The sequence below is a fragment of the Streptomyces sp. genome (assembly GCF_035645055.1).
Lineage (GTDB): Bacteria > Actinomycetota > Actinomycetes > Streptomycetales > Streptomycetaceae > Streptomyces.
The window spans coordinates 1-24985 of the sequence record NZ_DASQNH010000035.1 but is presented as its reverse complement, the minus strand read 5'-3'; the positions used below and the strand labels follow the sequence as shown (position 1 = coordinate 24985).

At 71.5% G+C, this 24985-nt stretch carries 25 protein-coding genes and 1 pseudogene; 17 read left to right on the top strand and 9 right to left on the bottom strand.

The window, feature by feature from the left end; all coding sequences use genetic code 11:
* Positions 1–319 precede the first annotated feature (319 nt).
* Positions 320–880 (bottom strand): snapalysin family zinc-dependent metalloprotease, encoded by a 561-nt coding sequence (locus VE614_RS11830; protein ID WP_414719561.1) that lies wholly within the window; start codon positions 878–880, stop codon positions 320–322.
* 189 nt (positions 881–1069) lie between these two features.
* On the opposite strand from VE614_RS11830, the pseudogene VE614_RS11825 reads away from it, so the two are divergent.
* Positions 1070–1210, top strand: a pseudogene (locus VE614_RS11825) (alpha/beta hydrolase); the annotation flags it as partial.
* Between the two features lie 341 nt (positions 1211–1551).
* Here VE614_RS11825 and VE614_RS11820 read toward each other — a convergent pair.
* The 3 genes from VE614_RS11820 to VE614_RS11810 form a co-directional block, all read right to left on the bottom strand.
* Complete coding sequence (locus tag VE614_RS11820; protein WP_324935536.1) at positions 1552–1962, bottom strand: hypothetical protein; 411 nt, start codon at positions 1960–1962, stop codon at positions 1552–1554.
* A 97-nt stretch (positions 1963–2059) separates the two neighbouring features.
* Positions 2060–3094, bottom strand: coding sequence for an MASE1 domain-containing protein (locus tag VE614_RS11815; protein WP_324935534.1), 1035 nt, complete (start codon positions 3092–3094; stop codon positions 2060–2062).
* Positions 3095–3154: 60 nt separating this feature from the next.
* Positions 3155–3988 carry a PP2C family protein-serine/threonine phosphatase gene (locus tag VE614_RS11810; RefSeq protein ID WP_324935532.1) on the bottom strand — a complete coding sequence of 278 codons (834 nt, stop codon included), beginning with the start codon at positions 3986–3988 and terminating at the stop codon, positions 3155–3157.
* A 289-nt stretch (positions 3989–4277) separates the two neighbouring features.
* Between VE614_RS11810 and VE614_RS11805 the strand changes: the two genes are divergently transcribed.
* Both VE614_RS11805 and VE614_RS11800 read left to right on the top strand, forming a co-directional pair.
* Positions 4278–6176 (top strand): CASTOR/POLLUX-related putative ion channel, encoded by a 1899-nt coding sequence (locus tag VE614_RS11805; protein WP_324935530.1) that lies wholly within the window; start codon positions 4278–4280, stop codon positions 6174–6176.
* 148 nt (positions 6177–6324) lie between these two features.
* On the top strand, positions 6325–7287 hold the full coding sequence (locus VE614_RS11800; protein WP_324935528.1) for a YihY/virulence factor BrkB family protein: 963 nt from the start codon (positions 6325–6327) through the stop codon (positions 7285–7287).
* 85 nt (positions 7288–7372) lie between these two features.
* On the opposite strand, the gene proP is transcribed toward VE614_RS11800, so the two are convergent.
* On the bottom strand, positions 7373–8869 hold the full coding sequence (proP, locus tag VE614_RS11795; protein ID WP_324935526.1) for a glycine betaine/L-proline transporter ProP: 1497 nt from the start codon (positions 8867–8869) through the stop codon (positions 7373–7375).
* A 151-nt stretch (positions 8870–9020) separates the two neighbouring features.
* On the opposite strand from proP, the gene VE614_RS11790 reads away from it, so the two are divergent.
* The 5 genes from VE614_RS11790 to VE614_RS11770 all read left to right on the top strand — a co-directional run bounded on the left by VE614_RS11790 (position 9021) and on the right by VE614_RS11770 (position 14814).
* Positions 9021–10781 carry an NlpC/P60 family protein gene (locus VE614_RS11790; protein WP_324935525.1) on the top strand — a complete coding sequence of 587 codons (1761 nt, stop codon included), beginning with the start codon at positions 9021–9023 and terminating at the stop codon, positions 10779–10781.
* A 138-nt stretch (positions 10782–10919) separates the two neighbouring features.
* Positions 10920–11723 carry an alpha/beta hydrolase gene (locus VE614_RS11785; protein ID WP_324935523.1) on the top strand — a complete coding sequence of 268 codons (804 nt, stop codon included), beginning with the start codon at positions 10920–10922 and terminating at the stop codon, positions 11721–11723.
* A complete protein-coding gene (locus VE614_RS11780) occupies positions 11723–12997 on the top strand; it encodes a PP2C family protein-serine/threonine phosphatase (RefSeq protein WP_324935521.1) in 1275 nt (424 codons plus the stop codon). The genes VE614_RS11785 and VE614_RS11780 overlap by 1 nt, the downstream gene beginning before the upstream one ends.
* Positions 12994–13332: an STAS domain-containing protein gene (locus tag VE614_RS11775; RefSeq protein ID WP_324935519.1), complete on the top strand. Its 339-nt coding sequence runs from the start codon at positions 12994–12996 to the stop codon at positions 13330–13332. The genes VE614_RS11780 and VE614_RS11775 overlap by 4 nt, the downstream gene beginning before the upstream one ends.
* 228 nt (positions 13333–13560) lie before the next feature.
* Positions 13561–14814 (top strand): phosphodiester glycosidase family protein, encoded by a 1254-nt coding sequence (locus tag VE614_RS11770; RefSeq protein ID WP_324935517.1) that lies wholly within the window; start codon positions 13561–13563, stop codon positions 14812–14814.
* Positions 14815–15107: 293 nt separating this feature from the next.
* Here the strand turns inward: VE614_RS11770 and VE614_RS11760 are convergent, their stop codons facing one another.
* Positions 15108–16121 (bottom strand): BtrH N-terminal domain-containing protein, encoded by a 1014-nt coding sequence (locus VE614_RS11760; protein ID WP_324935515.1) that lies wholly within the window; start codon positions 16119–16121, stop codon positions 15108–15110.
* A 322-nt stretch (positions 16122–16443) separates the two neighbouring features.
* Here VE614_RS11760 and VE614_RS11755 point away from each other — a divergent pair, with 322 nt between their 5' ends.
* Complete coding sequence (locus VE614_RS11755) at positions 16444–17094, top strand: DUF4360 domain-containing protein (protein ID WP_324935513.1); 651 nt, start codon at positions 16444–16446, stop codon at positions 17092–17094.
* A gap of 102 nt (positions 17095–17196) precedes the next feature.
* Entirely contained in the window at positions 17197–17829 is a 633-nt protein-coding gene (locus VE614_RS11750; RefSeq protein WP_324935511.1) for a glyoxalase, read from the top strand.
* Positions 17830–17862: 33 nt separating this feature from the next.
* Here the strand turns inward: VE614_RS11750 and VE614_RS11745 are convergent, their stop codons facing one another.
* Positions 17863–18618, bottom strand: a complete 756-nt coding sequence (locus VE614_RS11745) for an SDR family NAD(P)-dependent oxidoreductase (RefSeq protein WP_324935509.1) — start codon at positions 18616–18618, stop codon at positions 17863–17865.
* Positions 18619–18722: 104 nt separating this feature from the next.
* Between VE614_RS11745 and VE614_RS11740 the strand changes: the two genes are divergently transcribed.
* Positions 18723–19163, top strand: a complete 441-nt coding sequence (locus VE614_RS11740; RefSeq protein ID WP_324935507.1) for an OsmC family protein — start codon at positions 18723–18725, stop codon at positions 19161–19163.
* On the opposite strand, the gene VE614_RS11735 is transcribed toward VE614_RS11740, so the two are convergent.
* Positions 19150–20430 carry an MFS transporter gene (locus tag VE614_RS11735; RefSeq protein WP_324935505.1) on the bottom strand — a complete coding sequence of 427 codons (1281 nt, stop codon included), beginning with the start codon at positions 20428–20430 and terminating at the stop codon, positions 19150–19152. The two genes, VE614_RS11740 and VE614_RS11735, sit on opposite strands and share 14 nt — an antisense overlap.
* Positions 20431–20546: 116 nt before the next feature.
* Here VE614_RS11735 and VE614_RS11730 point away from each other — a divergent pair, with 116 nt between their 5' ends.
* The 3 genes from VE614_RS11730 (at position 20547) to VE614_RS11720 (ending at position 21873) form a co-directional block, all read left to right on the top strand.
* Complete coding sequence (locus VE614_RS11730) at positions 20547–21008, top strand: helix-turn-helix domain-containing protein (protein ID WP_324935503.1); 462 nt, start codon at positions 20547–20549, stop codon at positions 21006–21008.
* Between the two features lie 173 nt (positions 21009–21181).
* A complete protein-coding gene (locus VE614_RS11725) occupies positions 21182–21484 on the top strand; it encodes a metalloregulator ArsR/SmtB family transcription factor (RefSeq protein WP_324935501.1) in 303 nt (100 codons plus the stop codon).
* Positions 21481–21873 carry a VOC family protein gene (locus VE614_RS11720; protein WP_324935499.1) on the top strand — a complete coding sequence of 131 codons (393 nt, stop codon included), beginning with the start codon at positions 21481–21483 and terminating at the stop codon, positions 21871–21873. The genes VE614_RS11725 and VE614_RS11720 overlap by 4 nt, the downstream gene beginning before the upstream one ends.
* A 73-nt stretch (positions 21874–21946) precedes the next feature.
* Here the strand turns inward: VE614_RS11720 and VE614_RS11715 are convergent, their stop codons facing one another.
* Positions 21947–22369: an Hsp20/alpha crystallin family protein gene (locus VE614_RS11715; RefSeq protein ID WP_324935497.1), complete on the bottom strand. Its 423-nt coding sequence runs from the start codon at positions 22367–22369 to the stop codon at positions 21947–21949.
* 278 nt (positions 22370–22647) lie between these two features.
* Between VE614_RS11715 and VE614_RS11710 the strand changes: the two genes are divergently transcribed.
* From VE614_RS11710 to dnaK, 3 genes are all read left to right on the top strand, one after another.
* On the top strand, positions 22648–23070 hold the full coding sequence (locus VE614_RS11710; protein ID WP_324935495.1) for an Hsp20/alpha crystallin family protein: 423 nt from the start codon (positions 22648–22650) through the stop codon (positions 23068–23070).
* Between the two features lie 139 nt (positions 23071–23209).
* Positions 23210–23560, top strand: a complete 351-nt coding sequence (locus VE614_RS11705; protein ID WP_324935493.1) for a J domain-containing protein — start codon at positions 23210–23212, stop codon at positions 23558–23560.
* A gap of 21 nt (positions 23561–23581) precedes the next feature.
* The coding region (gene dnaK, locus VE614_RS11700; protein ID WP_324935491.1) for a molecular chaperone DnaK at positions 23582–24985 on the top strand (1404 nt) is incomplete at its 3' end.

Below are 24985 nucleotides of genomic sequence, written 5' to 3'. Positions count from 1 at the left end.
GTATACCCGCGTTCGGCGATTGTCGTCGTCTCGGCTGCCCGGATGACGCGGTGGCCGGGAATTGATGCCACCTTCGGGTGAAGCGTCCTGACGGACCGGCTCCGGACGGCCCGCCCGGACCCTGGGGCCGCGGCCGTCGTGGAGTGACCGTCAGCCCCGGGACGGGGGACTGCCTCATCGAACTTCGGCGGTGCCGAGCGGCTCGGCCGGCCTCGCTTCCAGGCCGACGCCTGCCGATGTCCGGAGCGCGGCCACTTGGAGCTGTACGCCCGGCACGAGGTGTGATCCGCCTGGCACCGCCCACTCGCCGTGCCGGCCGTCAGCCCGTCAGCACGACATCGTGCGGGACACCGGCCCGCTGCGCGGGCGCGAGGCCGAAGTTGCCCTCGACCTCCGCCCTCTCGGCCGCGTTCGGGTACGGGTTGGTGCACGACACACCCGCGCTGGAACCCGACATCAGGCTGGTGCAGGGACCGGGCTTGCGGTCCGGCAGCCCCAGGATGTGGCCGAGTTCGTGCGCCGAGATCCGGACCGTGTCGTAGCCCTGATTGACCGCCTGGCGGCCCATGTAGACGATTCCGTTGCCGAGCGAGGTGGTCAGGGCCCGGGGCCAGCCGTTGTCGGCGACGATCCGGATGTTGGCGCGCTGCCCGGTCGCGGCCGGGCGCAGCTCGACGTTGTCCACGCTCTCGTTCCAGATGGCCGCGCCCCGGTCGACGGCGGCTTTGAACTCCGCTGACGCGCCGGCGTCGTACGTGACGACGCGGGCCGCGGGGGCGGGCGCGTCGGTGCCGGTGGGCGCGGCGTGTGCCGATCCGGCGGTGACCAGGGCTGCCGCGAAGACGGTGGCGAGCGTGGGGACGAAGGTGCGTGCGTGCAAGGTCGGCCTCCTGTGGGGGAAGGTGGGCGTGCTCATGCCGCATTCTGCTGGTGTCCCTGCCCGTGCCCGGTGAACGCCAATCCCTCAATCGGCACGCGGGCCACTCGGCACCGGGGCGTCCAGGGTCCGGTCCGGGGCCGCGAGCAGAACCCCGTGTTCCCGCGCGGCGCGGAGCACCCTCTGCACGGCCGCGCGGGCAACGCGCTGACGCCGGACAACCCGTACGACGTCCGCACCCTCGAAGGCAGTCACCTGAGGTGGCTGACAGATCCGGCCCCGGCGGCCCTGGTCCTCGGCGAACCCGCCGCGCTCACGGCCCCGTCCGCCTGACCACGCCCGTCGCGATAACGCGTTGTACGGCCCGCGGGGCCGCGAGAGCATCCTGAGGCGCTCGCCGCCTGGGTTTCGCCGAGGCCGAACGCAGGCCGGCGCCGGAAGGGCCCTCCGCTCCCGGTGAGTCGGGCACCCTTCTCATCTGGCGCGTGACGGCGGGCCAATGGCAGGCGAAGGCGTCCGAGCGGGCTTGGCGAGCGGGCTGAGCAGGCCCGACGAGCGGGCTGAGCAGAGCCCCGTGCCGGGCAGGAAGACCTTGTCCGCGCTGACACAGCCGTACCGCGGCGGCTGTGAGAACAGCGGGATGGGGGTGCCGGCTGCCCGGCCCTTCTCAGGGCTCAGCTGCTCGGGAACGGCTCGAGCGTGGCGCCGGCGGTCGACGTGCTCCTTCTGCGGCAGACCACGTCGGCGGTCAGGAGATGGGCACCGAGCGGTACCCCGCTCGTGAGGGAGGCGCCGGCCCGCCGGCCTTCCTCATGTCGCGTGCCGTGTGCGGCGACTGAGACGGCTGCCCGGCCGGCGGCCATCACGTCCGTGGCGAGCTGCGCGGTCCGGTCACCGGGGAGGTACGAGGCGCCGGCCACCGCGAGACGGTCGACAGGGCGACGCTCGACCGTCCAGGCCTGCTGGTCACGGGATCGCCTGCGGCCGGAGAAGTCCGGACGTCCGTTCAGCTGTCGCACCGTGGTGTACGTCTCCCGGTCCGGCCGGGAGGGGTGGAACCACGTGGCGGTGTCGTTGCCTGGCATGCCCATGGCTGGGTCATTACCCGGATGGTGTCCGTCCATGCCGCGCTCGCGCGTCAGGTGGACAGGCGGCGTGCCGTCGCGCCCGCTCACGCTCTCCTCAGGGGCCCTGGGGCCAGGCGGGGCGACCGTCTCCGTCCCCCGGTGGGCCGTTTCCGTCCGTCGGCGGGCGGCCGGGCGGGGCCTCGCCCGCGGTGAGGTGCTCCAGCACCTCGACCAGCTCCTGGCAGGCCCGCTCCACCGAGCGCCGGGTGTTGTGCTGCTCGATGATCACGGCCGACAGCAGCAGCGCGGTCAGGGCCATGGAGCCGTTGAAGACCTGGAGCTTGATCATCACCTCGGTCCGGGTCAGCTCCGCGAACGGGCCGCTGCCGTCGGTGGCCGCGACGGTGGCGAGCACGGAGGCGAACAGCGCGCACAGCACACTGCCCGCCAGCTGGAAGCGCAGGGCCGCCCAGATCAGCAAGGGGTAGATGAGGTAGAGCAGGCTCAGCTCGCTGTGCGTGGCCAGCGGGATGATGACGCAGGCCGCGACGACCAGGACCAGGGCCTCCTTCCAGCGGGCCGGGTCGGGCACGTGGTGGGGCTCGCTCAGCAGGAGCAGGGCCGGGGTGACCAGCAGCACCCCCATCGCGTCGCCCACCCACCACGCCAGCCAGACCGGCCAGAAGCCGTCCATGCCGAGCTTGCCCGTGAGGACCAGGAGGCCGACGCCCACCGTGGAACTGATCAGCATCGCGGCCAGCGCCCCGAGGAAGACCAGGGCGACGCCGTCCCGTAACCGGCTCAGACCCGTCCGGAAGCCCACCCTGCGCAGCATGAGGTAGGCGCAGACGGGGGCGACGGTGTTCCCGGTGATGTTGCCGAGCACCGGGAGCCGCAGCGGGGAGAGGGACAGGACGACGAAGAGGGCTCCGAGCGCGATACCCGGCCAGCAGCGCAGGCCGAAGACGAACAGGGCGGCCACCGCGACGCCGGTGGGCGGCCAGATGGGGGTGAACACGGCGTCCCCGACCACGAGCTGGCGAAGCAGTCCCAGCCGTCCCGCCGCGTAGTAGCAGGCGGCCACGGCCAGCACCTGGAATCCGTAGACGATCGCTCCGCGCCGATCAGGGATACGCACCACAGTTGCCATCACACACCGGGACCGGCTGTTCGGCGAGGCGGTAGCGGCTGTGGGCCGCCCTTCGGCTGATCACGGGGAGTGAGAGGCGGACTTGTCGCGGCCCACCACGAGAACGGCGGCGTCGTCCGTGTGCCCCACCCGTTCGGCGCCCTTGATCACCGCGGTGGCCAGCGAGGCCGCCTCCATGCCGGCCACGGCGGCGACGCCCGCGAGCCGCACCACCTGGTCGAGCCCCTCGTCCAGGCTCAGCGCGGGTCCCTCCACCACGCCGTCGGTGACCAGTACGAAGACGTCGCCCGCCGAGAGGCGGTGCTCGGTCACCGGGTACGCCATCTCCGGGAGCACGCCGAGGGGCGGTCCGCCCGCGTCCGCGGCGAGGCCGGAGCGGCCGTCCGCCGTGGCCCAGACGAGCGGTATGTGCCCGGCCCGTGCGCTCTCCAGCACCCCGGTCGACGGGTCGAGGCGGATGAACGTGCAGGTGGCGAAGAGGTCGGTGCCGAGGGCCAGCAGCAGGTTGTTGACGCGGGCGAGGAGTTCACCCGGCTCGCTGGTGACGGAGGCGAGGGCGCGCAGGCCGACCCGTACCTGCCCCATGAAGGCGGCCGCCTCGATGTTGTGTCCCTGTACGTCGCCGATGGACAGCCCGATGCAGCCGTCGGGCATCGTGAAGGCGTCGTACCAGTCTCCTCCCACGCTGAGACCGTGGTGGGCGGGCTGGTACTCGACGGCCAGCCGGAAACCACGGACCGTCGGCAGGCTGGTGGGGAGCATGCCCTGCTGGAGGGCGACGGCCAGCTCCAGCCGCGACCGCTGGAGTTCCGCGCGCTCCCGGGCCTGCGCCGTCAGCGCGCCGAGCCTGGCGAGCAGCTCGTCACCGTCGTCGGTCGGGTGTTTCCGGGGCATCGATCACTCCGGCCAGGTCAGTGGCCCTCTTCACGCGAAGAAGATGCGGTGAATGTCGGGATGGCTATGAAATGTCGTATCAAAATTCGAGATTCTACCGGGGGAAGACTGTCTCGGCGCGCTGACCACGGCGGCGAAGATCTCCCCGAAGGTGTGAAGCGGGTGCATTCCTCGCCCGTCCGGGCGATCGGGCCCGCACACTGCTGGTTCTGAGGGGCGGGCGGCCGTGCGTGCGGGGGGAGACGCCGCGCCGGCCGTGACCGGACGTACGGCGACAGGGGGGAGCAGGGTGGCGCCGCGGCGTACTCCGCTCGGAGACAGGCTCCGTTACTGGTTCGACAGCACGCTGGCTCGCGGCGCCCCGGCGCTCGTGGGGTGGCTGGCCCTGCTGTGTCTGGCGGTCGTGGTTCCGGCCAGTGCGGTCGTGGTGTGGACCGACCCGGACGCTCCGGCCTCGCTCGTCGGCAGACTGGCCCAGGTGTGGCGGATCACCGGCGAGACGCTGCGGCTGGGCGGTGCCACCGGGGCGCCGCTGAGGGTGGTGCTGTCCGTGCTGCTCGCGCTCGTCGCGCTGCTGTACGTCTCCACGCTCGTCGGTCTGATCACCACGGCCCTGACCGAGCGGCTCATCGCGTTGCGCCGGGGGCGTTCCACGGTCCTGGAGCGAGGGCACGCCGTGGTGCTGGGCTGGTCCGAGCAGGTGTTCACCGTGGTGGGGGAGCTGGTCGCCGCCAACGCCAACCGGCGGGGCGCGGCGGTCGCCCTGCTGGCGGACCGGGACAAGACCGTGATGGAGGAGTCGCTGAGCACCAAGACGGGGCCGGGCGGCCGCACCCGGCTGATCTGCCGCAGTGGTCCCCCCACCGATCCCGCCGTCCTCGCCCTGACCAACCCGGCCGAGGCCGGTGTCGTCCTGGTCCTTCCCCATGACGAGCCCGACGCGGACGCCCAGGTCGTCAAGACACTGCTGGCCTTCCGGGCCGCGCTGCCCGACCGCGACAACGGCCCGCCCGTCGTCGCCGCGCTGCGTGACGACCGCTACCGCCTGGCGGCGTCCCTGGCCGCCGGACCGAGCGGCATCGTCCTGGAGAGCGACACCGTCACCGCCGCCCTGATCGTGCAGTCCGCCCGCCGCCCCGGACTCTCCCTCGTCCACCGCGAACTGCTCGACTTCGCCGGGGACGAGTTCTACCTGGCCGCCGAACCGTCCCTCGTCGGACGCCCGTTCGGTGACGTGCTGCTGTCGTACACCACATCGAGCGTCGTCGGACTGATGCGAGGCCACATCCCCCTGCTCAGCCCGCCGCCGCACACACCGATCGGCCCGGACGACCTGCTCGTCGTCATCTCCCACGACGACGACACCGTACGGCTGGACGACTGCTCCCACCTCGTGGAGGAGACGGCGATGGCGAGCGAGCGTCCGCCCCCGGCGCGGCCGGAACGGGTGCTCCTGCTCGGCTGGAACCGGCGCGCTCCCCTCGTGGTCGACCAGCTCCGCCGCTGCGCCCGGCCCGGCTCGGCCGTCGACGTGGTCGCGGAGAACGGAGAGGTCACCCTCCAGGAGGTCGACTACGCCGACCGGGAAGCGGGTGCCGGTCTGACCCTGACCCTGCGGCGGGGCGACGTCACCCGCCCCGGCACCTTGCGCGGCCTGGAGATCGCCTCGTACGACAGCGTGATCGTGCTCGGCCGGGACCCCGCCCCCGGCCACCCGTCGGACGACCCCGACATGCGCACCCTCGTGACCCTGCTGCTCCTGCAGCAGATGGAGCAGGCCGCCGGACGGGAGCTTCCCGTGGTCACCGAGCTGATCGACGACCGCAACCGGGCACTGGCTCCCATCAGTCCCGGAGCCGACGTCATCATCAGCGGCAAGCTCATCGGCCTGCTGATGGCACAGATCTCGCAGAACCGGCATCTGGCGGCGGTCTTCGAAGAGCTGTTCTCCGCCGAGGGCCACGGAGTCCACCTGAGGCCGGCGTCCGACTATGTGCGGCCGGAACACGAGACGCCCTTCGCCACGGTCGTGGCCGCGGCGCGGCTCAAGGGCGAGTGCGCCATCGGATACCGCAGCCACGACGACGCCTCCGAGGGTCCCCACTACGGCGTCCGGATCAATCCGCCCAAGACCGAGCGCCGCCGCTGGAGCGCGCGGGACGAAGTCGTGGTCGTCGGCGGGGACTGACGCCAGGGCCGGCCGAGTCACCCGCCCGCCGCCCGCCGCACGCCTGCATCGGACGCGGCCGGGCAGACGGTATCCCGGATGCCGGACCGGCGGGCACCCCGGCGGGGCACCTTCGCCGCCGGCCGAGGCGCGAGGAGAGACACAGACGATGGGGACGGTCGTACACGTTCCGCAGACGCGGGACATGATCGGGGAGGAACTCTCCGGCGACGAGGCCTTCACCGCCTTGCGCCGCTACGGCGGTGTCCGGCTGCTGACCGACGCGTTCTCCCGGTTCCGGTACGCCGACGGCTTCACCAACGCACGCGCCCTCGGCTTCCAGATCGTGCTCGGCATGGTGCCCTTCACCATCGCCCTCGTCGGCCTGGCCACGGCCGCCCACACCGAGAGCGTCGGGCGCATCATCGAGCTGACCCTCGGCAGGATCGTGCCCGGCGCCAGTTCGGAGGTGGTCGAGGAGGCGCTGAACGGCACCCGGCGCAGCGCGGACTCCGACGTCTGGAGCACCGTGGCACTGTGGTTCGGTCTCGCCTTCTCGGTCCTCAACCTGGCCTCGGCCATGGGCCAGGTGGAACGGGGCGCCAACCGCATCTACGGCATCGAACGCGACCGGCCGTTCCCGGTGAAGTACGGCCGGGCGGTGCTGCTCGCCTTCGCCGCGGGCGTACCGATGGTGCTGGGTTTCCTGGTCCTGGTGGCGGGCGAGGCCGTGGGCGAGTCGACCGCCCAGGCCTTCGGCTGGTCCGGCACCACCGGGTGGTGGGAAGCCGTTCGCATCCCGGTGGGCCTGGTTCTCGCCTGGGTCGCCTCGGCCGTCATCTTCCGCTGGTCACCGCGCCGGGACCAGCCCGGCTACACCTGGCTGGCCTTCGGTTCGGCCGTCCACCTGGTGCTGTGGGTCGGCGCCACCTGGCTGCTGACCCTGTACGTCGCCGAGAGCGGCTCCTTCGGCGCTGTGTACGGGCCGCTCACGGCGTTCGTGGCGCTCCTGCTCTGGGCCAACCTCACCGGCGTCGCGCTGTTCCTCGGCATCGCCTTCGCCGCACAGCTGGAGGCGGCGAGGGCCGGGCTGACCACCGCCGTACGGCCGGACCCCGGACCGGGCGCCTGATCGCCGGGACGCCTCTGCCTTTCGGGCAGCGAAACGCCCCCCTGCCTCCTCCGGCAGGGGGGCGTCTCCGTGTCCGGCCGCGGGGTCAGAACCGGGGGCTGGGGGTCTGCGCCTGGACGAGTTCCGCGGCCTCCGCCTCCGTCTCGACACAGGGCGGGGAGCCGGCCAGCGGCTGGTTGGCGGTCTCCTTCATGCACAGGACGGCGATGACACCGATGACCGCGGCGCCCGTGGCGTAGTAGGCCGGCATCAGGTTGGTGTCGAAGGCGCTGATCAGAGCGGTGATCACCAGCGGAGTCGTGCCGCCGAAGACCGACGTGGAGAGGTTGTAGGCGACCGAGAGGGAGCCGTAGCGGACCTGCGTGGGGAAGATCGCCGGAAGCGCCGAGGACATCGTGCCGAGCATCGTCACCAGGGAGAGCCCCAGCAGGAGCAGGCCCGCGGTGATGAGGACGACACCGCCCTGCCGGATGAGCAGGAAGGACGGCACGGAGAGGAAGAGGAAGCCGAGCATCCCCGTCATCAGCAGCGGCTTGCGCCCGAACCGGTCCGACAGCCGGCCGACCTGGTTCATGACGCACATCTGGAGGACCATCACGACGAGCAGGATCAGCAGACCGTGGGTGGTCCCGTAGCCCAGCTCGTCCGACAGGTACGTCGGCATGTACGACAGCAGCATGTAGTCCGTGATGTTGTACGCGGCGACGAGCGCGACGCACAGCAGCAGGGGCCGCCAGTAGCGCGTGAAGATCCTGCCGAGGTCGCCGGTGGCGGAGGTCTCCACGGCATCGGCGGCCTCGCCCGCCCTGACCTGGCCGCCCTCCAGCTTCTGGAAGGCGGGCGTCTCGTCCAGCCTCAGCCGCAGGTAGAGGCCGATGAAGCCGAGCGGGGCCGCGACCAGGAAGGGGATGCGCCAGCCCCAGTCCAGCATCTGCTGCTCGGTGAGGACGCCGGTCAGCAGCACGACGAGGCCGGAGGCACCGACGTAGCCGGCGAGCGTGCCGAACTCCAGGAAGCTGCCGAAGAAGCCGCGCCGCTTGTCGGGCGCGTACTCCGCGATGAACGTCGAGGCGCCCCCGTACTCCCCGCCGGTGGAGAACCCCTGCACCATCCGGAAGAAGATCAGCAGGACCGGGGCCCAGATGCCGATGCTCGCGTGCGGCGGGATCAGGCCGATGGCGAACGTTCCCACCGCCATCATGATCATGGTGAGGGAGAGGACGCGCTTGCGGCCGACCCTGTCGCCGAGCGGCCCGAAGACCATTCCGCCGACCGGACGCATCAGGAAGGCGACCGCGAAGGTCGCGAAGGAGCTGAGGAGCTGCGCCGTGTCGTTGCCGGACGGGAAGAAGACCTTTCCGAGGGTCGCGGCGAGATAGCTGTAGATGCCGAAGTCGTACCACTCCATCGCGTTGCCGAGGGCAGCGGCCTTCGTGGCGCGTTTCACCGCCGCCTCGTCGGTGACGGTGATGTCGCTGCGGCGCAGCCTCGGATGACGTCGCTTCTCGATCGCGCGGAAGAGCACCCGGTGGCGCCTGACCGCGGCGGGCTCCAGCGACTCGTCGTTGCCGGTCGCCGCCATGACATGTTCCTTTCGCCGGTGAACTACCGGCAGGACTCCTGCGCACTTATGGCGCGCTCAAACGATCGTTCTCGCGCCGCGCCCGTTGCGTCACCGCTCGTGATCGCCAGGCGGGGCGAGTACTCGTCCGTGGTTGCGCGATCATGTGCGCATGGTCAACACCTCACGGCGGCAGCTGCTCGCCACCCTCGCGGCCTCCGCCGCCTCCCTCCCGCTCACCGCGCTGGCCGCGTCCGAGGCCCGGGCCGCCGCGTCGGTCGCCGCGGTGGATCCGCTCACCGGCCCGTCCGCCCTCGGTACGGCCGGGTCGGCGGTGACCCTCGCACCGCTCGACGCCTCCTACTTCTCCGCGCTCGCCCTGGGGGGCCCGCTCACCGCGACCGTGCTGCCCGGAACCCCGGCGCGCACCGAGATAACCTCCGGCGGCCGCCGTGTCGCCCTGCTGACCCACGGCGCCCGGACCGTCCTCCTGCCCGGCCCGCGGCGCACGTTCGCCGAGAACAAGCGTCCCTTCGCCGACGACTTCACGCGCACCCTGCCGGACCTGTCGCTGCCGGAGGAACAGCGCAAGTACTGGGGTTCGTCACCCGGTGGTGGCAGCTGGTCCACGCTCGGCCCGGCGGCCGACGACTACTCGGTCACTCCCGGTGCCGGTGTCATCACCCTCACCACCGACTACGCCAGCCGGCACGCCACCCTGCGCGACGCCGACATCACCGACGTGGACGTGCGCTGCGTCGGCCGGTTCGACAAGGTGCCGACCGGCCAGGCCTGTTCGTTCGCGCTGTCCTTCGGCTACCAGAACCCCCACGACCACTACCGGGCCCGGCTGTCGTTCCTGACCACGGGCGCGGTCGAACTGCGCGTCGAGAAGGAGGTCGCCGACACCGTCACCGTGCTCGCACCGGCGGTGACCGTCGCCACCTCGGTCGCGGCCGGCACGGACTTCACCCTCCGGGTGCGCCGGGAGGGCACCCGGATCCGGGTCAAGGCCTGGCGTACCGCCTCGGCCGAGCCGTCCGCGTGGACCGTCGACACCAGCGACCCCGACTCGGCCTTCGGCCGAGGACGGGTGGGTCTGCGCGCGCTGGCCAACGACGGCTGCACCAATCTGCCCGTGAAGCTGTCCGTGAGGCGCTTCGAGGTGTCCGCCGCCACTTGGGCCGCCCCGCCGACCGTCACGCACGGCGACTGGGTTCGTCTGCTGCCCGAACCCTTCGACGGCACCTGGTCGGACGCGCTGGAGCGGACCGTCCGCGCCTGGGCGGGCTCTCCGGCCCCCGACGTCCTGGCGTACGCCGCCATGTTCCTCGGCGGGGCACCCGCCGTCACGGCGGGCACGGGCCCCGCCCAGGGCAGGCAGGTCCTCGGCGAGGCCGGTTACGGCTACCTCGACCCGCAGGGATACCGGTACGAGGGCGCCGACTTCCACGAGTACATGAACACCGGCTGGACCTTCCCCGACGGCCAGTACACCGGGCCGTCCAGCAAGCAGACCGGCAACCTGGACTGCTCGGGCTACACACGTATGGTGTACGGCTACCACCTGGGCGTGCCGCTCGCCGCGGGCGCGGACACCTCCGGACTGCGGATCCCGCGCAAGTCCCGGGACATCGCGTACCACGCGCCGGGCGTGCTCGTGGACCGGACGGACGGCACCCGGCCGCCCGCCGCGGCCCAGCTCCAGCCCGGCGACCTCGTGCTCTTCAACGCCGACTCGGGGGACGACAGCACGACGGCCACCGTCGACCACGTCGGCATCTACCTGGGCCGTGACGCGGCGGGCAAACGGCGGTTCCTGTCCAGCCGCAAGACGGTGAACGGGCCGACGATGAGCGACCTCGGAGGCCCCTCGCTGCTGGACGGCACGGGGACGTACGCGACGACGCTGCACACCGTGCGGCGTATCTGAGACCGGCCCCGCGAGGAACGGGGATTCCCGCCCGCCGCGCAGCGGAGGAGAAAAGTCCTTTTATGAGGCGGCGGGCGGGGCATGCGGTGATACGGACCCGCGCTGGAGCGATGGGCGCGAGATGGGGAGACTGTAGTCATGGATGCCGTCCGGCGGAACAACGTCACCCTCACCGGAAACCCGCAGGGGCCCGCGGTGCTGCTGGCCCACGGGTTCGGCTGCGACCAGAACATGTGGCGGCTGACGTTGCCCGCTCTGGTCGAGGACTACCGCGTGGTGCTCTTCGACTACGTGGGGTCCGGCCGCTCCGACCCGTCCGCGTTCTCCCCGGACCGGTACGCGTCCCTGGAGGGCTACGCCCGCGACGTCGTCGAGATCTGCGAGGCGCTCGACGTGCGCGACGCGGTGTTCGTGGGGCACTCCGTCAGCTCGATGATCGGCGTACTGGCCGCCGACATGGCTCCGGAACGGATCGGCGCGCTCGTGATGGTCGCCCCGTCGCCGCGGTACATCGACGACACCGGGTACCGGGGCGGGTTCAGCGCGCAGGACATCGACGAACTGCTGGACGCGCTGGAGTCGAACTATCTGGGGTGGTCGGCGGCGATGGCGCCGGTGATCATGGGGAACGCCGGCCGGCCCGAACTCGGCGAGGAGCTGAAGAACAGCTTCTGCGCCACCGACCCGGACATGGCCCGGGTCTTCGCCCGCACCACGTTCCTGTCGGACTCGCGGGACGACCTGAAGCGGGTGCGGGTCCCGACGCTCGTGCTGGAGTGCAGCGACGACGCCATCGCACCCCGGGAGGTCGGTGCCTTCGTGCACCGTGCGATACCCGGTTCGACGCTCGTCACGCTCGACGCGACCGGCCACTGCCCGCACATGTCCGCACCCGAGGCCACCAACGAGGCGATCACAAGGTTCTTGGCGGACCTGCGGTGATGTGCCGCGAAGGGCACCAGCCCGACCCGCGCGACGCCGCTCAGGCCGCCTTCGCCGCGCTGCTGGAGGACAGCGCGGAGGAGCTGTACGAGAGCGCACCGTGCGGTTACCTGTCCACACTGATGGACGGCACCATCGCGAAGATCAACACCACCCTGCTGGGCTGGCTCGGCCGGGAGCGTGCGGAGGTCGTGGGCCGGATGCGGTTCAGCGACCTGCTGACCGTGGGCGGCAGGCTGTATCACGAGACGCACTTCGCGCCACTGCTGCGGATGCAGGGCGAGATCAGCGGAATCGCCCTGGAGATCAGGACGGCCGACGGCGGCCGGGTGCCCGTGCTGGTCTCCTCGGCGGTCAAACGCGCCAGTACCGGCGAGCCGCTGCTGATCCGCACCACCGTCTTCGACGCGCGCGACCGCCGCGCCTACGAGGAGGAACTCCTGCGCGGCCGGAAGGTGGCCGAGGAAGCCCGCAGACAGGCGGAGGCCGACCGGGCCCGGCTGCAGGACGCCCTCGCCGTGCTCCAGCAGGCGCTGCTGCCCGACGCCCTGCCGCCGGTACCCGGGATCGAGACGGCCGCCTATTACCACACCGCCTCGCCCGACCGGCTCGGCGGCGACTTCTACGACGTCTTCCCCATCGACGGCAAGCGCTTCGGATTCTTCCTCGGCGACGTGTGCGGCAAGGGCCCCCGGGCCGCCGCGGTCACCTCACTGACCCGCTACACCCTGCGCGCCGCCGCCCTGCACGATCCCGACCCCGTATCCGCCCTCTCCACGCTGAACAAGGTGCTGCACGAGCGTTACGCGGGGGAAGGCGACCCGCGCTTCTGCACGGTCATCGTCGGTGTCCTCACACCCGACCCCGCGGGCGGGCAGGCCACCATCCATCTCGCCTCGGGCGGCCACCCCCCGGCCCTCGTCCTGCGCGCCGACGGCACGGCCGACTTCCTTCCCACCCCGGGAGGCCTCCTCGTCGGCGTCGTCCCCGCCGCGCCCTTCGCCACCGCCACGACCGTCCTCACCGCCGGAGACAGCCTCCTCCTCTACACCGACGGCCTCACCGAAGCCCGCACCGGGGAGGGACGCGCCCGCCTGTACGGGGACGAGGCCCTGCTCTCCTTCGTGACCGACCACGCGGGCGAACGCCCGCACGACGTGATCCGCGCCCTCACCGACCTGCTGCGCGGTTTCGGTGACGGCCTCGACGACGACACCGCCCTCCTGGCCCTCGGCGTCCCCGCACCCGGCCCGGAGGCGAAGAACGGAACATGAGCCCGCTGCAGATCACCACCCGAGACGCCGTCACCGGCCCCGTCCTGGAAATAGCCGGTGAACTCGACTACACCAACACCGCCGAACTACAGGACCGGCTCACCGCGCTCCCCCTGCGGCCGGGCCAGCGCCTCGTGCTCGACCTCGGCGGCATGCGGTTCTGCGACTCCAGCGGCATCAGCGCCCTGATCGCCGTCCGCAACCACGCGCACGCCGCCCAGGCCGACTTCGCGCTCGCCGCCGTACCCGACCACACCCTGCGCGTCCTGCGGATCGTCGGCCTGGACCAGATCCTCACCATCCACCCCGACAGCGACACCGCCACCCGGCCCTGACCGGGCCGTCGCGTCCACCGGCGAGCAGGCGGGCACGGAGCCTCGCAGGCGCCCGGTGACGGCATCCGCTCGACCAGCTGCCGGATACGCCGACTTGAGGCGGCACGCTCCCAAAGGTTCACCCGCAGGCGGCCGTTAGGTCAGCCCCAGGGGCTGGGCACGTTCCTCACTGACCGTCATGCTCCGTACATGACACGTAACGCGAAGAGATCCGCTGCCGCTCGTGCCGTGACGGTCGCCGCTGCCGCCCTGACGCTTCTGCTGACCTCCACCTCCCACGCCGATGCCGCCGAGCCGGTCGGTCCCCGACTGCCGCTGGGCGACGCCGACCTGGTCGAGACGCGCAGCAGCCGGACGCTGGCGGACGGCGTCACCCTCACCCGCATCGTCCGCGGCACCGACCCCGCGCCCCCCGGCGAGATCAACACCACGACCCGCGGCCCCTGGGTGGTCAACGTGCTGACGATCGACCCGCACCGGGCGGACGGGCACCTCGCGGTCACCTACGGCCCCGACCTCGCCGGCACGGAGCGGACCACCGACCTGGTCCGCTCGGCCGGCGCGCTGGTCGGCGTCAACGCCTCCTTCTTCACCTTCACCGCCAACCGGCAGTACCCCGGCGACCCGGTGGGCCTCGGCCTGTACGACGGGCGCCTGCTCAGCGAGCCCACCAACGACCCCACCGAGGCGGACTTCGTCCTGGACGCCCGCACCCACCGCACCCTCATGGGCAAGCTCACCTGGTTCGGCAAGGTGAAGAACCGCGAGACCGGGGCCGAACTGCCCCTGGAGTACCTCAACCACCCGCCGGTGGTCCCCGCCGACTGCACCGTCCCGGCCCCCGGCACCACGTGCGCCTCATCCGGTGATGTCGTCCGTTTCACCCACGACTTCGCGCCCGCCACCCCCAGCGGCGTCGGTGCCGAGGTGGTCCTCGACCGGAAGGGCTGCGTGGTCCGCACGGCGACCACCCGCGGCACCGCGCTGGCCCCGGGGGAGACATCCCTCCAGGCGACGGGCCGGGAGAGCGCGGACCTGCTGCGCGTCGCGGGCAGCGGCTGCGTCCGGACCGTCTCCCGCCTCTTCGACGAGCGCGGCCGGCACATCCCCGTCCGCGACGGGCTGTACGGCGTGAACGGGCGCTACCGCCTCACCCAGGACGGCGAGATCGTCGTACCCGACGGCGTCGGCAGCTTCTTCGACCGCAATCCGCGCACCATCGCCGGCACCACGCGCGACGGCCGGATCGTCTTCGCCACCATCGACGGCCGGATGACGACCGGCGTCGGCACCACCATGAAGGAGACCGCCGCCGTGGCCCACGCCCTGGGCCTGCGGGACGCGGTCAACCTCGACGGCGGCGGCTCCACCACCATGTCCCTGCAGGGCACCCTGGTGAACAAGCCGAGCGGCGCCTCCGAACGTCCCGTCGGCGACGCCATCGTCTACCTGGAAGGGTCCTACCGGCCGAGTCGCGTCTGAGGACCGGACTCGCCCGTGAGGCCGCGCTCCACGACGCCGCCCGGCTCGTGGACGCGGCCTTCCGTTCCGGGCGCCCTCAGCTGACGTGCCGTCGGTAGACCTGCCGGGAGCCGCCCTCCGGGCCGGACACGGCGGCCTCGGCGGGCGCGAGGCCGAGGCGCTCGTGGAACACGCGCGCACCGCCGTCCGCGGCGCCCGGGTGGTCGGCCCCGACAGCAGACTGCCGACGAGGCCCGGTTCGGGCGAGACGGCGACCAGGGCCATGGGCCCGCCATGACGGTCCACGGGGACTGTCACGGCTCGACCGCGCTGGGGGACCGGCTTCCCAGCCGGCTCAGTGCCCGCATGGCCTCGCGCTCGACGCGTGAAAGGTCGCTCAGGATGCCGCCCGCCCGCGTGAGGCACTGCGCGTCGCCCGACTCACCGGCCTCGGTGATGAGCGCCGCGACCTCCGTCCACAGGGTGGCCGCCTCGGCGTACAGCCGGTGGCCGGTGCGCAGGTGGCCGCTGTCGATGAGCTGGGTGCACTCGGCGAGGAAGTCGCGGTAGAGAGTGCGGAACAGGGCCCCGCCCGTACCGGCCTTCTCCATCAGGAGGGCGGCCTGCGGGAGATCCCGCTGTGGCTCGTCGGTCCGCCGGAGCCAGGTGCGGACCAGCCGGCCGGCCTTCTCGATGCCCCGGTGGCCGAGGTTGGCGATGGGCGGGTCGAGGAAGGCGTCGGCGCAGAGGACGACGGCGGAAACGATCGGGTCCCGGAGGGAGGGCAGATCCCGTGGAACGGTGAGGGTGAAGGACCGGTGTCTGGCGGTCATCGGGCCTCGCGCGGCTCTCGCCGCGGCGAGGCCGGCGAGGCTCGTGGACACCGCTCCGCCCTGCTGACCGGTGTCCACCAGGTAGGCGTCGCGGTCGTCATATCCGTACATGGCGACGACATGGCCGCCGAAGTGCACCTTCGAGGTGAAGTAGTCGAGGTGGTAGCTGTCGAGTTGCAGTCCGACAGGCCGGCCGGCGTCGATGAGGGAGGCCACGTTCTCCCAAGCCTTGCGCGGGGAGGTGGTCTCCTGGACCTTCAGTTCCAGCCCGAGTGTCCTGGCCAGGTTCCTGGTGAGCTCGAACGGCTTGACGCGTCCCCCGAGGAAAGGGAAGCCCATCTTCTTGCTGTCCCAGTAGACGAAGGACAGACCGGAGCCCAGGCCGAAGAGCATCGGCTCGGACAGATCGAGCCCTTGATGCCGCAGCAGCACCCCCAGGGTCGTCGTCTCGCAGTGCTGCATGGCGCGCACATCGACGTCTACCACCGTTGCCATGTCTCGCCCTCCTGGAGGTGGATGGTAAGCCGGGTCGTCAGTTTGTCCTGCGGTGCCTCCGCCGGTCCGACGAGGTCCTCGGACACCAGGCCGTGCACTCGCTGTTCCTGCTGCGTGGGCGACTTCCCGGGAGTTCCGGGCGATCGGGTGTGAACGGGCCGGGGTGAATGGCTGGAGTCTTCTCTGGCCGGGTTCGCGGCGGCTTCCTACGATGCCATCGCGCCAGGCTCTTCACAGCGATCTCATTGATCCTTCCCGGAGTTGCGCTGCGGGAGGCCTGGCCGCTTGCACCCCCCACCGATCCCAACGAAGGGGAGAGACCATGGCAGGTGGGCTGCTCCTGAGCGGCACGGTCGCCGCACTCGTCACCGCCGCGCTGCCCGCGCACGACCCGTCCACCGGGTTCGTCGACCCGCCCCCGGACAAGATCGTCATCAACGTCGCCACGGTCAACGGCTCCGGCTGCCCCGCGGGCACCGCCGCCGTCGCCGTCTCCGAGGACAACACCGCTTTCACGGTGACCTACAGCGACTACCTCGCCCAGGCCGGCGGCAACTCCGACCCGACGGCGTTCCGCAAGAACTGTCAGCTCAACCTGATCGTCCACGTACCGCAGGGCTTCACGTACGCCATCGCGAGCGCGGACTACCGCGGTTTCGCCTCGCTCCAGCCCGGGGCCACCGCCGTCCAGCGGGCCTCGTACTACTTCCAGGGCTCCTCGCAGACGGCGTTCAAGAACCATCCCCTGACGGGCGCCTACAGCGACAACTGGCAGGTCACCGACGTCACCGACTGGGCGCAGCTCGTGTGGGCGCCGTGCGGCGTGCAGCGCAACTTCAACATCAACACGGAGATCCGCGTCAACGCGGGCACCACCTCGCCGGACAAGGTCAGCTTCATGACGATGGACTCGACCGACGGCGACATCAGCACCGTGTACCACATGGCGTGGAAGGAGTGCCCCGGACGGTGAGGCCCGGTCTCGCCGGCGCATGACCGGTGGAGCCGGACGGCGGCCGGAAGCGGTCAGTTTTCGAGAAGCGTGGGGGGTCCGGCCGCGCCTACGGTCGAAGACATGAACTCCATCGACTTCGTCACCCTGGAGGTGGCCGACACCGCGGCCGCCGCCCGCTTCTACTCCACCGCCTTCGGGCTGGACCCGTCGCAGGTACGCCTGCGCGCCTCGGAGGCGCCGACGACCGGCTTCCGCGGTTTCACGCTGTCGCTCGTGGTGTCCCAGCCGGGCAATGTGGACGCGCTCTTCGGCGCCGCCCGCGAGGCGGGCGCCACCGTCCTCAAGCCCGCGTCGAAGTCGCTGTGGGGCTACGGCGGCGTCGTCCAGGCGCCGGACGGCACGATCTGGCAGATCGCGACCTCGGCGAAGAAGGACACCGGCCCGGTCACCCGGGCCATCGACGAGATCGTGCTCCTGCTGGGCGTCGAGAACGTGAAGGCCAGCAAGCAGTTCTACGACGAGCAGGGCCTCACCGTGGGCAAGAGCTTCGGCGGCAAGTACGTCGAGTTCGCCACCGGGCCGGGCACCGTCAAGCTGTCCCTGTACAAGCGCCGTGCCCTCGCCAAGGTCGCCGGGGTTCCCGCCGACGGCGGCGGATCGCACCGGATCGTGCTCTCCGGCGCCACCAGCCCGTTCAGCGACCCGGACGGGTTCGTCTGGGAGACCACCGCCGCGGTGCCCCAGGCCGGCTGAACGGCGTCACCGCCGCCCACGGCCCGCACGCGCTCAGCCGAGGGTGTGACCGCCATTGATCTTGATACGTTCGCCGGTGACGAACGCGGCCTCGGGCGAGACGAGGAAGGCCACGGCCGCCGCGACGTCCTCCGGCCGGCCCATGCGTCCCAGAGGTACGTCGGCGGCGTACGCGGCCAGGGACTCGGGGCTCGTTCCGGCGTGTCGCTCGACCGGGATCCAGCCCGGCGCGACGGTGTTCACCGTGATCCCGTACGGGCCGAGCGCGCGGGCCCAGCACTCGGTCAGGCCGTGCTGGGCGGCCTTGGCGGCCACGTACGCCGACATCTCGGGCAGGGCGCGCTCGAGTACGTCGGAGCCGATCTGGACGATCCGGCCGCCACCGCGCTCGCGCATGGCCGGCACTACCGCCTGCATCAGCAGTGTGGGGCTCTTGACGAAGAACGTGAGCTGGGCGAGGTGGTCGTCCCAGGACACCGCCGCCGGGTCGAGTTCGGGCTGCGGGCCCGTGGCGTTGACGACGAGGGTCGTGACGGGGCCGAGGCGGGCGGTGACGTCCGCGACGAGATCCGTGACGGCGGTCTCGTCCGTGACATCGGCGGCGAAGGCCTCCGCGGTCCCGCCCGCCGCGCGGATGTCCGCCACCACCTGGTGAGCCGCTGCGGCTCCCGACCGGTGGCCGACGGCGACGGGGTGTCCGACGGCGGCGAGACGTCGGGCGATCACGGCCCCGAGGCCGCGGGAGGCTCCGGTGACCAGGGCCGTGCCAGGGGTGGCTGGAGGTGTCATGCCGCCAACATATGGGGCGGGCGCCGGGGGCACCATGGGCTGCCCCCACGGCGTCGCCGTCCGCGCTCGCCGCGCCGGCGGGCGCGCGGTACTAGGGTCGACGCATGAGCGAAGACTCCAAGCGTTCCGTTGTCGTCGAGCGAACCGCCACCGGCCACTTCGTCGCCACGAACGCCCGCGGCGGCACGATCCGCTTCGGTACCGCCTCCGATGGCGGCACGAGCACCGAGTTCACCCCGGTCGAACTGCTGCTCGCCGCGCTCGGGGGCTGCACGGCTGCGGACGTCGATGTCGCCACCAGCCGCCATGCCGAGCCCGCCGGGTTCTCCGTCTCCGTGACCGGCGACAAGGTCAGCGACGAACTGGGCAACCGCTTGACCGACCTCACGGTCACATTCGACGTCGTCTTCCCGGAGGGCGCGGGCGCGGAGCGTGCCCGCGCGATTCTTCCCCGCGCGGTCAAGACCTCCCACGATCGTCTCTGCACGGTCAGCCGCACCGTGGAGAGCGGTACACCCGTCACCGTGACCATCAAGGACGACTGAGGGCGTCACCCCCTGAGCGCCGGCGGGTCGTTGCCCACAGGAGCAGAGCGGCGAGGCTGAACGCCGCGCCGAGGGCGGTCACGGCCGGCCAGCCCGCGGTCGCGTAGGCGAGGGAGGCGCCGAGGGCGCCCAGGCCGCTGCCCGCCGAGTAGAAGACCATGTAGCCGCCGATGATCCTGCTGCCCGCGTCGGGGCGGACGGCGTGAACCAGGGTCTGATTGGTGACGTGGACGGCCTGCACGGCGAAGTCCAGCAGGACGGCGCCGATCGCCAGTGCCCACAACGACTGCCGGGTCAGGGCGATCGGGAGCCAGGACAGCGCCAGCAGGGCGAGGCCGACTCCGGTCGTGCGCCGGGCGAGCCCTCGGTCGTTCCAGCGGCCGGCCACTCCGGCGGCGAGGGCCCCGGCCGCCCCGGCGATCCCGAACGCGCCGATCGCGGTGTGCGACAGCGACCACGGGGGACCGCTCAGGGGCTGTGCCAGGCCGCTCCACAGCGTGCTGAAGGCCGCGAACACCAGCAGGGCGAGCGCGCCCCGGATCCGCAGCAGCGGATGGCGGACGAACAGGGTGACGGTCGAGGCCACCAGTCGTCCGTACGACGCCTCGCGGATCCCGGCGGACGGTGCGCCCCGGGGCAGGACGCGACGCAGCAGCAGGGCGAGGACGGCGGTGACGCCCGCGGCCGCGAGGTAGACCGCCCGCCACCCGGCGAGGTCGGCGAGGATCCCGGCGGCGGCACGGGCCAGCAGGATTCCGGTGACGATGCCGCCGGTGACCGTGCCGACGGCGCGGCCGCGCCGGGCGGGCGGGGACAGTGCGGCCGCCGCCGCGACCATCGTCTGGGCGACGACGGCGAGCAGCCCGGCCACGGCGAGCGCGCCGAACAGCGCCGCCGCGCCCGGCGCCAGCCCGGCGGACAGCAGAGCGAGTGCCAGCAGCCCCAGCTGACCCGTGATCAGCCGCCTGCGGTCGAGCAGGTCGCCGAGTGGCACGAGCATCAGCAGGCCCGCCGCGTAACCCAGTTGAGTCACGGCGACGATCGCGCCGAGCAGCCCTGAGCCCAGCGCGAACCGCTCACCGAGGGTCACCAGCAGGGGCTGGGCGAAGTACACGGTGGCGACCGAGCTGCCGGAGGCGAGGGCGAGCAGGGGCACGAGCCGGGCGGGCGGCGCCGGGTCAGATGCCCCCGCCTGCCCCGAAGTGGCGGCATCCGCCCCGCGGCCGCCGGTCCCGCCGCCGACCGCACCGGAGCACTTGATCGCCATCCGACACACCCTTCGTTTGGTTGCATCTTGCTACCTACGTGACCGTAGCCGGGCGGGGTAGCATGTTGCAACCAGCCCTGAGGTGTTGCCGGGAAGCTGGAGAAGAGGAGCCGAGGATGGTCGCCCGCACCCGTTTCGACGCCGACCCCTGTCCCGTCGCCCGGTCGCTGAACGTCATCGGCGACTGGTGGTCGCTGCTGATCGTGCGGGACGCGTTCGACGGCAGTCGCCGTTTCGGCGAGTTCCATCGCAGCCTCGGCATCGCCAAGAACATCCTGGCGGCCCGGCTGCGCGCGCTGGAGGACGCCGGGGTGCTGCGTGGGATGCCCGCGCCGGACGGCCAGAACCGCCGCGAGTACGTCCTCACGGACAAGGGCCGCGCCTTGTTCCCGGTGATCGTCGCACTGCGCCAGTGGGGTGAGGAGCAGTGCTTCACCCCTGGCGAGGACCACTCCCGCCTGCTGGACCGCCGGACCGGCCGCCCGCTGCGCCCGGTGCAGGTCCAGGCGGCGGACGGGCGGCTCGTGGGGCCCGAGGACACGCTCGTGGAGAAGGTGCCGCAGGCGCGGAACGCCTAGGAGTTGTCCGGGCGACCGGGGTCCTGTGCTTGGCGGCGACGGGGGAGCGCGGCATCGGCGCCTCCGTGCTGACGGCGCCGCGGCTGACTGGCGGTCTTCTCCGGGGCGGTGTGCCGGACTCCCCGGCGCGTCCGTACTTGATAGGCAAGTGAGTACTTGCCTATTGTGGGGCCGTGGCCGACGATCTCTTCAAAGCCCTGGCCGATCCCACTCGACGCGCCATCCTCGACGAGCTCGCGGAGAAGTCCGGGCAGACACTGTTCGAGATCTGCTCGCGGCTGAGCATGAGGCACCGGCTCGGCATCTCACGCCAGGGGGTCTCCCAGCACCTGGCCGTGCTGGAGGCCGCCGGGCTCGTGGAGACCAGGCGGGAGGGCCGCTACAAGTTCCACGACCTGAACACCGCACCGCTGCGGCAGATCACCGAGCGCTGGCTCACACCCGGCACTCCCGGACCGGAAGAGCGCACACCATGAAGATCCATCTGACCAGCGTCTTCGTCGACGACCAGGCCAAGGCCGAGCGTTTCTACACCGAGATCCTCGGCTTCGTGAAGAAGTACGACGTCCCGATGGGGGAAAAGGACCGGTGGCTGACGGTCGTCTCGCCCGAGGAGCCCGACGGCACCGAGCTGCTCCTCGAACCGGCCGGCCATCCCGCCGTCGGGGCGTACCGCGACGCGCTCGTGCAGGACGGCATCCCGCTCGCCCAGTTCGCCGTCGACGATGTGAAGGCGGAATACGAGCGCCTGCGCGGCCTCGGTGTCCGCTTCACCCAGGAGCCCCTGGAGATGGGTCCCGTCACCACCGCGGTCTTCGACGACACTTGCGGGAACCTGATCCAGATCGCGACCAAGCCCCAGTAGGCGGAGCGGGGCCCGGGCTGTCGCTGCCCGGGCCCCGCCAAAGTGACCTGCGAAGGGGAGGCGGTGGGGGCCGTCAGCCCCCGAGTTCCCTGCGGTCGCTGCCGCCGCTGATGGCGATCTTACGGGGCTTCGCCTGCTCGGCGACCGGGATCCGCAGCTTCACCACGCCCGCCTCGTAGGAGGCTTCGATCCGCTCGGTGTCGAGGGTGTCGCCGAGGAACAGCTGGCGGCTGAACGTCCCCGCGGGCCGCTCGGTGATCACCGTGTCGGTGTCGTCGCCGTACGTCGGCTTGCGTTCGGCCCTCACCGTCAGGACGTTGCGCTCGACATCGAGGTCGACGGACTCCGGGTCCACACCCGGCAGATCCAGCTCCACGAAGAACGTGTCACCCTCGCGCCAGGCGTCCATCGGCATGCCTGCGGGGTGCGCGGCCGTGCCCCAGACCCGATCGACGAGCCGGTCGAGCTCGCGGAAGGGATCCGTACGCATCAGCATGTTCATCCCTCCTTCGCGTCGTATCCGCTCTGCGCTTCACTTCTGATATACCACGCCACCGGAATATTGCCATCCCCTGGCTCAACTTTTTTCCGGCGATTCGGTGATCGTGCGACCGTAGCCAGACCGGGTCGACTCCGCAGACGGGCAGGGGCTGGGTGAGGGTGCGAGGCTTGAGCCTATCGGCATCAACTTCATCCAGTCGCGAGTTGTCAATCAATCTTCGTGTCGGCTATACCGGTGTACCAGTTCTCGTTCGAGCGAAGGGAGAAGTGGGAATGCTTGCGCGCACCGGCGCTCCGGGTGATCTCGATCGGCTCGTGCATCAGCTCGCGCGTGCCGCCGGCCCGGACGGCACCGTCATCCCGGCGGATGTCTGGCGCGACGATGAAGCGATCTATCTCGAATTCGACCTGCCCGGCATGGACCGCTCCAGCATCGAACTGACCGTGGAGCGCGACACGCTGACGTTGAGCGCCGAGCGCCCCTCCCCGATCCCGACGCAGGCCCGGCCCCTGCTCACCGAGCGCCCCGCCGGCCGGTTCACCCGTCGCCTCACCCTGTCCGACGCGCTGGACACCGAGGCTGCCGAGGCGGCCTACGACAACGGCGTGCTCGCCCTCCGCATCCCGCTGGCCGCACACGCAAAGCCCCGCAAGATCGCCATCTCCGGCGGTGGCCCGAAACAGCTCACGGCCTGAGGAACCGTCCGGCCTGTCACGGTGAAGGGACGTGAACCGGAGCCGAGCCTTGACAAGGCTCGGCTCAAGTTTTATTTGAGAATCATAGGCAAGTCGGTTCCCCCACCACTGCGGGCGGTGGGGCGAGGAGGTGGCCGGGATGCGGGCGCCGGGCCGGGGAGTGGACCTGTACGCGGTGCTGGGGGTACAGCCCTCGGCGACGGCCGAGGCGATCACCTCCGCCTTCCGCGCCCGGGTGCGGGAGCTGCGCCCGGACACCCGGGTCGACGCGGCCACCGCCGAGCGGTTCGGCGAGGTGAGGGCGGCGTACGAGACCCTGCGCGACCCGCTCCGGCGAGCCGCCTACGACCAGACGTACGACCCGACGCACGAGCGGACGCGATCCACTCCCTCGGCGCGGCCCGCGCGGAGGTACCTCGTGGTGCTCGCCCCCGCCCGCCCCGAGCCGCCGCTCCGCGCGGGTCCCGTCCGGTGGGAGCCGGGACGGTGAGGACGAGGAGGGAGAGCGCAGATGGCACGGCCGGTCGGTATCGACCTCGGTACGACGAACTCGGTGGTCTCGGTCCTGGAGGGCGGCGAGCCCACCGTCATCACCAACACGGAGGGCGCGCGGACGACCCCCTCGGTCGTGGCCTTCGCCAAGAACGGCGAGGTGCTCGTCGGCGAGGTGGCCAAGCGCCAGGCGGTGACCAACGTCGAGCGCACCGCCCGTTCGGTCAAGCGGCACATGGGCGACCACGCCTGGCGGTTCCCGGACCACGGCGACATCGACGGAAGGCGGTACACCGCGCAGGAGATCTCCGCGCGCGTGCTGCAGAAGCTGAAGCGGGACGCGGAGGCGTACCTGGGCGAGGACGTCACCGATGCCGTGATCACCGTCCCCGCCCACTTCGACGACACCCAGCGGCAGGCCACCAAGGAGGCCGGTGAGATCGCGGGCCTGAATGTCCTGCGGATCATCAACGAGCCGACGGCGGCGGCGCTGGCCTATGGGCTCGACAAGGAGAACGACCAGACGGTCCTCGTCTTCGACCTGGGCGGCGGCACCTTCGACGTGTCGCTCCTGGAGATGGGCGAGGGCGTCATCGAGGTGAAGGCCACCAACGGTGACACCCGGCTGGGCGGCGACGACTGGGACCAGCGGATCGTGGACCACCTGGTCAAGCGGTTCAAGAACAATTACGGCGTCGATCTGTCGAGGGACAAGATGGCCGTGCAGCGGCTGCGGGAGGCGGCCGAGAAGGCGAAGATCGAGCTGTCCAGCTCGACCGAGACCACCATCAACCTGCCCTACGTCACCGCCTCCGCCGAGGGCCCGCTGCACCTGGAGGAGAAACTGACGCGCGCCGAGTTCCAGCAGCTCACCGCCGATCTGCTGGAGCGCTGCGAGGGCCCGTTCCACAGCGCCGTCAAGGACGCCGGGATCAAGGTCTCCGACATCGACCACGTGGTCCTGGTGGGCGGCTCGACCCGGATGCCGGCCGTCACGGAGCTGGTGAAGGAGCTGACGGGCAAGGAGCCGCACAAGGGCGTGAACCCGGACGAGGTCGTCGCCATCGGCGCCTCGCTCCAGGCCGGTGTGATCAAGGGCGAGGTCAAGGACGTCCTGCTGCTGGACGTCACCCCGCTGTCCCTCGGCATCGAGACCAAGGGCGGCATCATGACCAAGCTGATCGAGCGCAACACCACGATCCCGACCAAGCGCTCGGAGATCTTCACCACCGCCGAGGACAACCAGCCGTCGGTGCAGATCCAGGTCTACCAGGGCGAGCGCGAGATCGCGGCGTACAACAAGAAGCTGGGCATGTTCGAGCTGACCGGCCTGCCGCCGGCGCCGCGCGGCGTGCCGCAGATCGAGGTCACCTTCGACATCGACGCCAACGGCATCATGCACGTCTCCGCCAAGGACCTCGGC